Origin of the sequence: Riemerella anatipestifer ATCC 11845 = DSM 15868, from assembly GCF_000252855.1 — a bacterium.
GTDB lineage: Bacteria > Bacteroidota > Bacteroidia > Flavobacteriales > Weeksellaceae > Riemerella > Riemerella anatipestifera.
This window is the reverse complement of the sequence record NC_017045.1, coordinates 195,489-208,148: the sequence shown is the minus strand read 5'-3', so window position 1 is coordinate 208,148 and position 12,660 is coordinate 195,489. Positions and strand designations below refer to the sequence as shown.

12 protein-coding genes and 3 pseudogenes are annotated in these 12,660 nt (G+C 31.9%); 7 read left to right on the top strand and 8 right to left on the bottom strand.

The genetic code is table 11. The features are described 5' to 3' along the window. Positions 1-35 precede the first annotated feature (35 nt). The 5 genes and pseudogenes from RA0C_RS01175 to RA0C_RS01160 form a co-directional block, all read right to left on the bottom strand. A complete protein-coding gene (locus RA0C_RS01175; RefSeq protein ID WP_225908288.1) occupies positions 36-542 on the bottom strand; it encodes a TonB-dependent receptor plug domain-containing protein in 507 nt (168 codons plus the stop codon). 1 nt (position 543) lies between these two features. Continuing rightward, positions 544-810, bottom strand: a complete 267-nt coding sequence (locus RA0C_RS01170) for a hypothetical protein (RefSeq protein WP_229578568.1) — start codon at positions 808-810, stop codon at positions 544-546. A gap of 148 nt (positions 811-958) precedes the next feature. After that, a pseudogene (locus RA0C_RS10365) lies at positions 959-1,218 on the bottom strand (transposase); the annotation flags it as partial. 70 nt (positions 1,219-1,288) lie between these two features. Beyond that, positions 1,289-1,666, bottom strand: coding sequence for a transposase (locus RA0C_RS10360; protein ID WP_004919269.1), 378 nt, complete (start codon positions 1,664-1,666; stop codon positions 1,289-1,291). Positions 1,667-2,252: 586 nt separating this feature from the next. Continuing rightward, positions 2,253-3,131 carry an IS982-like element ISRa1 family transposase gene (locus tag RA0C_RS01160; RefSeq protein WP_004918508.1) on the bottom strand — a complete coding sequence of 293 codons (879 nt, stop codon included), beginning with the start codon at positions 3,129-3,131 and terminating at the stop codon, positions 2,253-2,255. Positions 3,132-3,262: 131 nt separating this feature from the next. On the opposite strand from RA0C_RS01160, the gene RA0C_RS01155 reads away from it, so the two are divergent. The 6 genes and pseudogenes from RA0C_RS01155 to RA0C_RS01135 all read left to right on the top strand — a co-directional run bounded on the left by RA0C_RS01155 (position 3,263) and on the right by RA0C_RS01135 (position 10,367). Further along, a complete protein-coding gene (locus RA0C_RS01155; protein ID WP_004919270.1) occupies positions 3,263-4,792 on the top strand; it encodes a catalase in 1,530 nt (509 codons plus the stop codon). Positions 4,793-4,881: 89 nt separating this feature from the next. Then, positions 4,882-5,421 (top strand): ankyrin repeat domain-containing protein, encoded by a 540-nt coding sequence (locus tag RA0C_RS01150; RefSeq protein ID WP_004919274.1) that lies wholly within the window; start codon positions 4,882-4,884, stop codon positions 5,419-5,421. 306 nt (positions 5,422-5,727) lie between these two features. After that, positions 5,728-6,265 (top strand): annotated as a pseudogene (locus RA0C_RS10240) (IS982 family transposase); the annotation flags it as partial. 27 nt (positions 6,266-6,292) lie between these two features. Next, positions 6,293-7,498 carry a metallophosphoesterase gene (locus tag RA0C_RS01145; RefSeq protein ID WP_004919276.1) on the top strand — a complete coding sequence of 402 codons (1,206 nt, stop codon included), beginning with the start codon at positions 6,293-6,295 and terminating at the stop codon, positions 7,496-7,498. 188 nt (positions 7,499-7,686) lie between these two features. Beyond that, positions 7,687-8,331 (top strand): monofunctional biosynthetic peptidoglycan transglycosylase, encoded by a 645-nt coding sequence (gene mtgA, locus RA0C_RS01140; protein ID WP_013446668.1) that lies wholly within the window; start codon positions 7,687-7,689, stop codon positions 8,329-8,331. A gap of 5 nt (positions 8,332-8,336) precedes the next feature. Further along, positions 8,337-10,367: a recombinase gene (locus tag RA0C_RS01135; RefSeq protein WP_013446667.1), complete on the top strand. Its 2,031-nt coding sequence runs from the start codon at positions 8,337-8,339 to the stop codon at positions 10,365-10,367. Here the strand turns inward: RA0C_RS01135 and RA0C_RS01130 are convergent. Next, positions 10,364-10,660 carry a hypothetical protein gene (locus RA0C_RS01130; RefSeq protein WP_004919282.1) on the bottom strand — a complete coding sequence of 99 codons (297 nt, stop codon included), beginning with the start codon at positions 10,658-10,660 and terminating at the stop codon, positions 10,364-10,366. The genes RA0C_RS01135 and RA0C_RS01130 overlap by 4 nt on opposite strands. An 11-nt stretch (positions 10,661-10,671) precedes the next feature. Next, positions 10,672-11,580: a bestrophin family protein gene (locus RA0C_RS01125; RefSeq protein WP_004919285.1), complete on the bottom strand. Its 909-nt coding sequence runs from the start codon at positions 11,578-11,580 to the stop codon at positions 10,672-10,674. A gap of 318 nt (positions 11,581-11,898) precedes the next feature. On the opposite strand from RA0C_RS01125, the pseudogene RA0C_RS10635 reads away from it, so the two are divergent. Beyond that, positions 11,899-12,370 (top strand): annotated as a pseudogene (locus tag RA0C_RS10635) (recombinase); the annotation flags it as partial. 6 nt (positions 12,371-12,376) lie between these two features. Here the strand turns inward: RA0C_RS10635 and RA0C_RS10235 are convergent. Further along, entirely contained in the window at positions 12,377-12,634 is a 258-nt protein-coding gene (locus tag RA0C_RS10235; protein WP_004919288.1) for a hypothetical protein, read from the bottom strand. Between the last annotated feature and the right edge of the window lie 26 nt (positions 12,635-12,660).

Genomic DNA, 12,660 nt, shown 5'->3' with positions numbered 1-12,660 from the left:
TCTATTCTCGTAGCTGTATTAAAAGCATACCTCCCTCAATTTTCAGGAGTATACAGCCTACTGACCCCTGGTCTGAATTTCCCCGTTACTGGATCTATTAAATCTTTAATGTCTTTTCCCCATAAATTGTACCTAGGGCTGATACCTATTCTGCTAAAAACATTAGAATTTGCAAAATCTACAGGGTTTATAAGTTGGTCTTCAGTGCTAGATAAAAGTCCTCTGTTGTACATCGCATTCCAAGATATTTCTATATATTCCTCTGGAGAGCGTATAACATCATACCTTGGTAACAGATCCATATTAAAACCTAATTTAGATTCATAGGTTATTACAGAGCGCCCTCTTCCTGTTTTAGTGTTAATCAGAACAACTCCATTGGCACCCCTTGCCCCATAAATAGCTGTTGCCGTGGCATCTTTTAAAATAACCGTACTCTCTATATCTTCTGGATTTATAGAAGTTACATTTCCATTATAAGGAATACCATCTACCACAAAAAGAGGACTACGATTTCCATTTACAGAGCCAAAACCTCTAATCCTAATAGTAGGCGTAGTACCAGGTTGACCAGAGCTGGTAACAACATGAACTCCCGCAGGCCTCTCCTACCAAAGCTTGTGATATACTAGAGACATTTTTACTTTCCACAGATTTCATATCCACAGTAGTGGCTGTACCTGCGTAATTTTCCTTTTTGACCTTGGTATATCCAAGTACAACTACTTCCTCTATTTCTCTAATAGAGTCTTTTTTTGCTTCTTGTGCTACTATGCTCTGAATCCCCAAAAAGAGCACCCCTACACTCAATACTTTCAATTTCATTTCCACAATCATATCTAATATATTTTTGAATTATTGTCTGAAGATATAAAAATATTTTTATATCCGCAAATCATAGTTCTGCAATAAATATTAGCAACAACAAATTTTCAAAGAGTTTATCTCTAAAATATCTTCAATTTAACTTATAAATAAACTCATTTAAGCACAATTGAAGAGCGTTTCTTTTAATTTTGTGATGTTCGCCCAACAAATTCCTCTCTGCATCACTAATAGTAATATGAATCCATTTTAAAGTTTCTTATGTTGTTTCTTTGGAACTCTTTTCCATAATATGCAATTCCACAAAGCTGACTATAGCAATATAAGTAAGTACGCTTATCTGTAAAAACAATACTTTTGATCATCCACAGATTCTTTAATGGCTCCATTGATTTATTCTCCGTCATGGCCATCTAAAACCTAAATTTTAATTATTTACTAGTTCAGAACTTTAAGAATAAAGCTATTTAAACTTTTTAAGAGCGATGACTATAAAAGCTAAATAATTAAATCCTAGCCAACTAGCTACTGTTGTATCAAATCTATTTAGTAAAGCCCTGTAACTATCAATCCAACCATTGGTTCTTTCTATTTTATACCTTTCTTTGTAGAGAAGAGGGTCAAAATACTCATCCCTATCAGAAACACCTTCATTTCTTTTGTTAAGACAAATATTACCTTGTATTTCTTTCTTTTCACAAGAGCAACGGAACTCTTTAGAATCAAAACCTACATCAGCATTGAGAAAAAGTCCATCAAATGCAATATTTGCTTTCTCAAGGGTATCAGTAATGGTTTTAAACTGAACTTCTATTTCATAAAGGTCATTATAGTTACCCACTACAGGGTTGAAATAGCTAAAAGGAAACCTTGATTATCATTTAAGTATAGTCATTGTATGGTTTTAAGAGTCTTCCTTCCTTGATAGCCTACTTCTTCGCCACCTTTGAAGGCTGTGGTATGGCTTCCATCAAGGGATAGGTTTGAAAGGTCTAATTTTTCTAATATTTGACACCATAGATTCTTTAAAGTATCAATTTTATACTATTTTCGATAATGATAATAGACTGATTGCCACGAGAGTGATTTTTCCTCAAAGAAAGATTCTATGGATAATAAATACCACTAGGTTCCCAATTTTAATTTGAAAATGATAGCATTTACTACTTCTTCTAAAGGAACTGTCACTTGAACCCCTCTTTATATTGTATCTTTATCAGGTATTTTACACATCATAGAGTTGGCTTTGAAATGATTATGTTTTGCAACACAAATTTCGTCAACCCTTTTTTATTTCTCAAGAAAAAGTTTAAATCAGTCTATAGACAAGAATTAAGAAAGTATATAATAATTTTTCTCAATACTATACATAGCCTATATAGATTGTGCACATAAAACAAAATTATTATCTTTACTCGTTGTGCATTTTAAATAATACTGATTTTTAGATGATTTAATTTTCTTTGGAAGATAAATTTATTGATATATTGAATAACCGTTGCGGCGGTTATTTTACTGATTATCCTTGTTTTAAAGCCTTCAAAAGTTTTAGCATAGTTTCTTTTAATCATAAATTGGTCGCAAAGTTGAGAGAAAAATGTCTCAATTCGTTTTCGCTTTTTCTTGTACAATGAAAATTGAGGAATATAATCTTTCTGATTACTTCTCATTGGTGTATCTAATTTAATATTAGCATAGTTAAATAAATCTATTTGAACTTTTGCTGATAAATAGCCTCTATCTCCAATTAAAGTACAGTTTCGCATTTGCTCACCAATATCTTTTAAATAGTGGATGTCGTGAACGGATGCAGGGCTTATATCAAAATTCTTAATCACACCATTTAAAGAACATACTGCGTGTAGTTTATAGCCATAGAAATATAATTTCTGTGAAGCACAATAACCATATGTTGGTGAAGAATAGGATTGCTCTTTACAAATTTTTGAACGAGTAGAACGAGCGTTTTCACAAACTTTCATTGGCATGCTATCAACGATAAAAATATCTTCAAACTCATTGAACTCCATCGAAATACGCTGTCTAATTTGCTCTGTTTGTAGGGATAGTCTTCGTTTTCGCTTATTGTAAACACTTCTTTCAATTTTGTTTATCAGAGAGTTTGGCAATTTTCTAAATAACTGTAATTCGCTATCAATACTCAAGTATTCAGCAGTAATATTAAGACTTATGACTTCTAAATCGCTCATTTTAGGTGTTCTTCTCTGATAACTAATCAGTTGATTTTCTGAAAAAAGTCCTAAAACTTCCAAAATTCTTTCATATATTTGCTCTAAGTTGTTCATTTATATCGTTTTATAGCAAAAACAATATACTGATTTTCAGTCTAATAAACAACTCTTGTTTTTTTCATTTCATAATGCACAACGGGTTATCTTTGCCTCGTCATTAAGTTAAACCTTAAACGTATATAACAATGAAAAAAACATTTATTGGCCTAGGCTTATTGCTTAGTGTTTCTGCCTACATGGGGCAACAGACTCTCACGACTAATTTTGGTGCTCCTGTGGGAGATAATCAGAACTCTCTTACAGTTGGCAACAATGGTGCTGTACTTTTACAGGATATTCACCTGGTAGAAAAGTTGGCAGCTTTTGATAGGGAAAGAATACCTGAAAGAGTAGTGCATCCTAGAGGAGCTGGAGCTTATGGTGAATTTGAATGTAAAGTAGATATGTCTCCTTACACAAAGGCAAGGCTTTTTAGTGAAGTAGGTGTTAAAACCCCTGTTTTTGTTAGATTTTCTACAGTAATACATGGTACAGGTTCGCCAGAAACTCTTAGAGATCCAAGAGGGTTTGCTACAAAATTTTATACCAAAGAGGGGAATTATGATATTGTAGGAAATAATTTACCTGTATTTTTCATTAGAGATGCTATTAAATTTCCTGATATGGTTCATTCTCTAAAACCATCTCCTATAACCAATAGGCAAGATCCAAATCGTTACTTGGACTTTTTTTCTCACATTCCAGAATCTACACATATGTTAATGAGATTGTATTCTGATTATGGTATACCTGCAAATTATAGAGAAATGGACGGCTCTAGTGTACATGCATTTAAATGGATTAATAATAATGGAGAGGTTGTGTATGTAAAATATACATGGAAAAGTAAACAAGGAGAAAGAAATTTAAGCATGGAGGAGGCTTCTAAAATACAGGGAATGGATTTTCAACACGCCACAACAGATTTATACGACAATATAAAGAAAGGTAATTATCCTCAGTGGGATTTATATGTACAGATTTTAAAACCTTCCGATTTTGATAAATTAGATTATTTTCCTTTGGATGCAACTAAAATTTGGAATGAGACAGATGCTAAACCTATGCTAATAGGAACTATGACACTCAATAAAATTCCAGATAATTACTTTGAACATGTGGAGCAATCTGCTTTTTCTCCAGGGACTCTTATTCCAGGTATTGAGCCTTCCGAAGATAAACTTTTACAAGGACGTCTTTTCTCTTACTTTGATACACAAAGGCATCGTGTTGGAGCTAATTTTCAAAAATTAGCTGTTAATAGGCCTATTGTTAGTGTAAATTCTAACAATCAAGATGGACCTATGAGTGAGAGGGGTACTAAGAGCGATACAAACTATCAGCCATCTAGAATAAATAATAAACCTGATGATGCTAAGTACAAGCAATCCAAAAGAGAATATTCTAATGTGTTTATTACTCAAGATAAAATTGATAAACCTAATGACTTTAAACAAGCAGGAGATTTTTATAGGAGTTTAGATAAAAAGAATCAAGAAAATCTTCTTAAGAATTTGTTAGCAGATCTTAAACAAGTTACAAATAAGGATATTCAAAAAATAATAACAGGACATTTTTATATGGCAGATAACTCATTAGGTAAAAAAATAGCCTCTGAACTTAAGCTTACTAGAGAGGATGTGGAAAGTATATTCCATAAAAAGTATAAAAAATAAACTTTAGCAATAATGATATTTTATAGATAATTCTAGCAGGGAGATTATTTTTCTCCCTGTTAGAATTTTAAAATTAATTTTCTCTTACTATGAAATTATCTTTTATTTTATTTATTTCTATTTTATTCTTCACTGTTAAAAAAACATATTCACAACAAAATTCTTCTATTGATGTATTTTCCGCTGTAAGGTATAATGATGTAGAATATCTGAAAAAATATATAGCTCAAAAGCAAAATATAGACACACTAAATACACAAAAGCATTCTTTACTTATATTGGCCAGTTACAATAATTCTCTAGAGTGCATAGATCTTTTATTAAAATCTGGAGCACAAACAAATTTACAAGATAAAAGTGGTAATACAGCTTTGATGGGAGCATCATTCAAAGGGTATACTAAAATAGTAGAAAAACTCCTTTTAGCAAAAACAGATCCTAATGTGTTAAATTATAACAATGCTAATGCTTTGTTTTTTGCTTCCACCTTTGGTCACAGAGATATAGTAAAACTGCTACTAAGCTATGGTGTTGATAAATATCAGATAGATAATTATGGCAATCAGGCTATTGACTATGCAATAATGCAGGGGAATAAAGAGATTGTAGAATTGCTTAAAGTTGAGTAATATAGAAAATAAAGAGCCCTTAAGGATTCCATAGTATCCAATAAAATTGAATGTACTCATAAATTATGTAAACTAAAAATTTTCGGAAACGTTTTTTATCACTAAGGATACCTTAATTGATTTGCATGGTTATGAGGAAGAAAGAATTGTCTATAACAACAAAGGGATTTCTATAAGAGTAAGATAGCACATACTCTCTCTTTTTAAACATTCGCACAGAAAAGGTCAGTGAGCGATATTGTTTTTAAAATGAGAAAAAAATTCCAAAATCACAGTCACCAACGAAACTATTTATCTTATGGTAAGCCCATGAAAGTTTGTGAAAAAGCTCGTTTTACTCGTTCAAAAATTTGTAAAGAGTCATCCTATTCTTCTCCAACATATGGTTAGAAATTGTATTTCTATAGCTATAAACTACAGGCAATATATTCCTTAAAAGGTGTTATTAAGAATTTTTAAGCTCTACCTCCGTTCACCACATCCATTATTTAAAAGATATGGGCGAGCAAATGCAAAACTATACTTTAGTTGGAAAGAGAGGATATTTAATCAGCAAAAATTCAAATAGATTTATTTAACTATTCTAATATTCAATTAGATGCACCAATGAGAAGGAATCAGAAAGATGATATTCCTCAATTTTCATTATACAAGAAAAAGCGAAAACAAATTGAGACATTTTTCTCTCAACTTTGTCAGCAGTTTATGATTAAAAGAAACTATGCTAAATCATTTGAAGCCTTTAAAACAAGGATACTTGCCAAAATAAATTCCTTAACTACAATACATTAATAAGTTTATTTTCAATAGAAATATTAATAATATTAAAACCAATATAGTTTAAATTGCACAACAGGTTAAAACTAAATCTATGTTAAAAAACATAATTCTCTTTATCGTTATTTTTTTCTTGCTAGAGTTCTATATTTATAATGCTATTAGAACTCTTTACTCTAACTCTTGGTTTAAAATTACTTACTGGCTTATTACTATTGCATTATATGGTTGGCTACTTTTTGAGATACTAACCTTTGATGCTTCTGCTAGAAATAATAAAAAAATGTTTATTATCTCTAGTATTTTCATGGTTTTTATGCTTCCAAAGTTGCTCTTACTGGCGTTTATTTTATTTGATGATATTATAAGAGTTCTACAATTTGGGACTAAACGCATTTTATCTAAATCTGCATTTTATCCAGAAAGAAGAAACTTCATTACCTTAATTGGCTTGGGTGCAGCAGCCTTGTTTTCAGCCTCTGTGATTGACGGAATTATTTTCGGAAAATACCGCCATACTTTAAGACAAGTAAGACTAAAACTAAAAAATCTACCAAAAGAATTTAAAGGTTACAAAATCATTCAAATTTCTGATGTCCATAGCGGTAGTTTTAGTCAGCCTGAAAAATTACGAAAAGCCATTGAACTCATCAATTCACAAACCCCTGACTTGGTGCTATTCACAGGAGATATGGTGAATAATTATGCAGAAGAATTTTTACCTTTTGTTGATTTATTTTCTCAAATTAAAGCCAAAGACGGTAAATACTCTGTACTCGGAAACCACGACTACGGAGATTATGGACAATGGAACTCCAAAGAAGAAAAAGCCCAAAATATCCCAAAACTAATAGAACTACAAAACAAAGCTGGTTTTAAAATGTTAAGAAATGAACACCATATCATCAATAAAAATGGAGCTTCTTTGTATCTTATCGGTGTAGAAAATTGGGGAGAATTGCCATTTCCTCAATTTGGAGATTTAGACTTAGCGACTAAAGGCATTCCCGAAGAAGCCACTAAAATACTTATGAGCCACGACCCTACCCACTTTGACCACATAGTAAAACATCACCCCAAAGATATACAGCTCACACTTTCTGGACACACCCACGGAATGCAGTTCGGAATTGATTTAAAAAACATCAAGTGGTCTCCCGTAAAATACCGCTATCCTAAATGGGCAGACCTCTACGAAAGCAATGGGAAATATCTCTATGTAAACAGAGGTTTTGGAGTATTAGGATTTTCTGGAAGAGTGGGCATCAATCCAGAAATTACCCTATTTGTCTTAGAATAAGAAAAGAGGCAATATCGCGACTATCTATTTTTTAGTGATAAGATACCGTTTCCAGTTGCGATTATCTATTTTTTAGTAGTAAAGTCAATAACATTAAAACAAAACCATTTTTAAAATGCACGACGGGGCAGTATTTAAAAATTATACCTTATTTTTGTGAGAAATTTTTTACTTTTTGGAAATCAATTATGTTTAAATTCATTAAGAAAATACTGTTTTTAGTTGTACTGATAAATATACTAATGCTAATTAGTGGGCGGTTTTTCAATCCCATCATTACCATTACACAGGTAGAAGGATTGATAAAATACCACAAACTAGATAGAGATTATATTGCATTTTCTGAAATGGGCAACCATGTAAAAAAAGCCGTTATAGCCTCCGAAGACCAAAATTTTTACACCCACAACGGCTTTGATTTTAAAGCTATTGAAAGGGCTATGAAACACAACGAAAAAGGCAAAAGCATACAAGGAGGCAGCACCATTTCTCAACAAACTGCCAAAAACATCTTCTTATGGAATGGCAGAAGTTGGATAAGAAAAGGGCTAGAGGCTGTCTATACCTTTATTATTGAAAAGATTTGGTCTAAAGATATTATTCTAGAAAGATACCTTAATTCTATAGAAATGGGACAGGGCGTTTTTGGGGTAGAAGCGGCATCGCAGTACTATTTTAATAAATCATCTAAAGACCTTACCAAAAGCGAAGCCGCTTGGATAGCTGCCGTATTGCCTAACCCAAAGAAATACGACCCTAAAAACCCAACACCTTACCTCAATAGGAAGCATAAATGGATTATGAGGCAAATGAACTTTATCTCTTTAAAATAATTTTTATGAATATATTTAGTAATCGTCCTATAGAATCATTAGAATCTCTCATTACAAAGTATTTTAAATTTCAGAACGAAACTTCTGCACTAGAACCTTTGTCTGAAATATTCGAAGCTACTAAAAAGGAAGGCTTTAGCCATTTATTAAATATACTCACCGAAAATGAAGATTTAAAAAATAATTTCGCTCATTATCTAAAAAATATTTTCCGAGGAAGACGAATGGTTCTTGCTCTTACGGAAGCGAATATTTTATCCGAAAACTCTTTCTTTGCAGAGTTTAAAAAGAGAGTAATTGCTAAAGTACTCCCAGCAGTAGAAGATGAAGACACTGTTTCTTTCGTTATAGAAAAAATACTACTTAGTTCTAAACAGAATTTTGATTTTCTGCTTAACCTCTCAGAAGAAGAAAAGAATACTTTTCTACAAATTATGGGATTTGAGAGTCTTTTTGCACAGGAATCCGTTCAGAAAGATTTGTTTCTATCCGTCAATATTTTAGCATGGAGAGCCATAGGAAATGCTCTAGATGTAGAAGTGGTTAAAATGGCTCCTGAATATAAAAATTTTGACAATCCTTTTATTGCTCTACAAAATGAAATTGATTGTCTTTTAGAGCTATTCCAAGAAGACCCAAAAGTCCAAATTTCCGCTAAAAACGAACATTATAAACAAGCTAAAGTTTATCTCAGCCAATGTTTAGAATTTATTAAAATAGCATTTAAAAACACCTCTAAATATGGGTTGTCTAGTAAGACCAACCAGTCTTTAATGAAAATTAGACAACAGTTAGTGAGAATTTCTGAAATATTACCGCTATTAGTTACAGAGGAAAAAACCACTCATCTTGAGCAATCTAAAACTTTGGTAGAAAATATTCTTAGGTACAAATCTCACAGAAACAATTTCAGCGAACTATTTGCAGATAGCACCTTACAACTTTCTCACCTCATTACTACCCATACCGCACAAGCAGGGACTCATTATATCGCTTTCAATTATAAACAGTACATGGATATGTTTAAAAAAGCTGCTGGAGGTGGTATCATCGTAGGGTTTTTATGTGTTCTCAAAATGCTTTACAGCTATAGTAATGGTAGTGAATTTACCCACGCATTTTTGTACTCATTCAACTATGCTATGGGCTTTGTACTCATTTATCTTTTGCATTATACCTTAGCAACCAAACAACCTGCTATGACTGCGGCAACCATGGCGAAAGTATTATCCGAAGATAAAAATACTTCTAAAAACTATACTGATTTTGCAGACTTAGTATCAAAATTATTTAGAACTCAATTCATTGCGTTTGTAGGCAATGTATTACTTGCTTTCCCTGTAGCTCTGCTTATTATCTATGGATTGGATATTATCTTCCAACAAAACCTTGCCATAGATAAGGCTAATAAACTTTTAAGAGACTTAAATCCAGTAGAGTCTAAGGCTATTCTACACGCTAGTATAGCTGGTGTATTTCTATTTATTTCAGGGATTATATCTGGAAATATCAGCAACAATTCTAGGTTTTACCAAATTCCCCAGCGAATTATTAAAAATCCATACCTTAACAAAGCCTTTGGAGCTAAGGCGGCACGAAGCATTTCTGCATTTTATTCTAAAAATTGGGCTGGTGTTGTTTCTAATTTTTGGTTTGGAGTGTTCTTAGGTGCCACAGCTCCTATTGGGAACTTTTTAGGATTAGATTTAGATATTAGACACATTACCTTTGCCGCTGGTAACTTAGCTTTAGCCATATACGGAAAAGGGTTCGATATTGATATGGGAACTTTTTGGATTAGTTTCATCACGGTATTCCTAATCGGATTTTTTAACTTTATTGTAAGTTTTGGGTTGTCAATGTCATTAGCGTTCCGTTCTAGAAAGGTTAATTTTGGAGAAATAAGACTCATCTACAAAGAGATTTTTAATTCTTTTATTAAGAACCCTGCAAAATTCTTTATACCTATAAAGTCAAAAATTAATACCAATGCCGAAAAAATGGTAATAGAGCTAGAAAAAGAGGGGAAAAACTAAACAAAATACACCTCCTCTACGATTTCTTCACCTGCTACTTCTTTAAATTTTTGAATAAAAAAAGTTTTCCTCATTCTAAAATCATTTTTTAGCAATGGGGATTTTACTTTTATGGTTAAAGTTTTATCCAAAAGATTAACATCTCCTATTTCTTTAAAAAGTTCATCATCTAGGTAATCTTCTAAAAAACCTTTGATTTGGAAAGCTAACAACTTCTCTTCAAAACCAAATTTCTTCGCAAGAATCTTAACCAAATCCGAAGACTGATAAGCCCTTTTTTTCTTATTCTTCATTAAATAATATGCTAATTTTTGACTGATAATTTAGATTGAACTTCTTTACAATTGCTCTCGATAGTGTTACAAATTTCGGTTACCGTTACAGATGTTTTATTTTCAGAAAAAGGTTCTCCGTAAAGGTTGGCTAACTTATTTATAGTTAAAAAAGAAGTGCTGATAATCACCATAATAGGAATAGCTAAGAATTCTAGACCGCTTTTCTCTCCACCCAAATCTATATCTCCTATAAACAAAGGAATTAAAACTACATAAAAACTCACTATAATCTTAGTAAAGGCACTATAAATCATTAAAAAAGGAGTATTTTTTATCCTTTCTGCCTTACCTTGTATATCATAAAAACGATTGATATGCTGCATCAAATCGCTTTTTTCAATATTTGCCGTATTCTTAAAGTCTTCTTCTATTTCTTTAGAAATACTTACCAACAATTCATTAGAAATTTTATGTTCCTCGTTGATGTTATACTTCTCTAGTAACACCTTTGATTTTTCATCAAAGATAGGTTTAGGATTATTATGAATTTCATTTTTAAACTGTCGTATATAAGCGATAGTCAATTGAATAAGGTCATATATTTTAGCGTTTTTTTCTAGAGCAGCTAAGTTGATATTCTTATCATTACTGTAATAAGCATAGATTTTAGCCACAAAGCTCCTAGAATTATTGGTAAGTTCTCCAAATATCTTTCTCGCTTCCCACCAACGGTCGTATGCGGAATTCATTCTAAATCCCAAGAAAAATGCAATTGCAAGACCAAATACAGAGCCTATTTGCCCCGATATTTTATAAATATGGTCTCCAAAAAGCTCCTCTAGACCTAACACAAGTATAGCATACAGTGTTGTGTAAATAAGATATGGTGATGCTATTTTAAATAGTTGTAATAATCCCTGTTTTTCTGTTTTAATCATATTATGTTAAAAGAATATCCAAAAATAGCGTTTTTTACATAAAAAATCCCTGTTACAAATCTATAACAGGGATTTTAGTTTTTATTTATTTTATAAATCTTTCAGCAGTTCTTCTACCGCTCTTTTAAGCTGATTATCTTCTCCTTGGTTGGCTTTTTCTTGATCCAAATAAACTTCTACATCTGGCTGAAGTTCAAAATTTTCTAAATAAGTACCATCTTCTTTTTCATAGCCTACCGCAGGAATTCCAAAGATTAATGTTGGATCTTGCAGTGTAACCCAATTAACCGAAGTTATTGTCTCTGGAACTGGAGCACCATTTTAAATGCTTATCTTAACAATACAAAGGCAGCACAAAGCATATCTGTATTTTATTCTAAAAACTGGGCGAACGTTATTTCTAACTTTTGGTTCAGAGTATTCTTAGGTGCCTCAGCTCCTATTGGTAACTTTTTAGGATTGGATTTAGACATTAGACACATTAACCTTTGCCGCTGGTAACTTAGCTTTAACCATATACGGAAAAGGGTTCGATATTGATATGGGAACTTTTTGGATTAGTTTCATCACGGTATTCCTAATCAGATTTTTTAACTTTATTGTAAGTTTTGGATTATCGATGCCGTTAGCGTTTCGTTCTAGAAAAGTTAAATTTGGAGAAGTAGAGTTAATCTATAGAGAAATTTTTAACACATTTGTTAAAAATCCTGCAAAATTCTTTATACCTATAAAGTCAAAAATTAATACCAATGCCGAAAAAATGGTAATAGAACTAGAAAAAGAAAGAAAGAAAACACTAAACAAAATAGACTTCCTCCACCATATTTTCACCTGCTACTTCTTTAAATTTTTGAATAAAAAAAGGTTTCCTCAATCTAAAGTCATTTTTTAGCAATGGAGATTTTACTTTTATAGTTAAAGTTTTGTCCAAAAGATTAACATCTCCTATTTTTTTAAAAAGTTCATCGTCCAAATAATCTTCTAAAAAATCTTTGATTTGGAAAGCTAATAGCTTCTCTTCAAACCTAAACTTCTTCTCAAAAATCTTAACCAAATCCGAAGATTAGTAAGCCACATCTT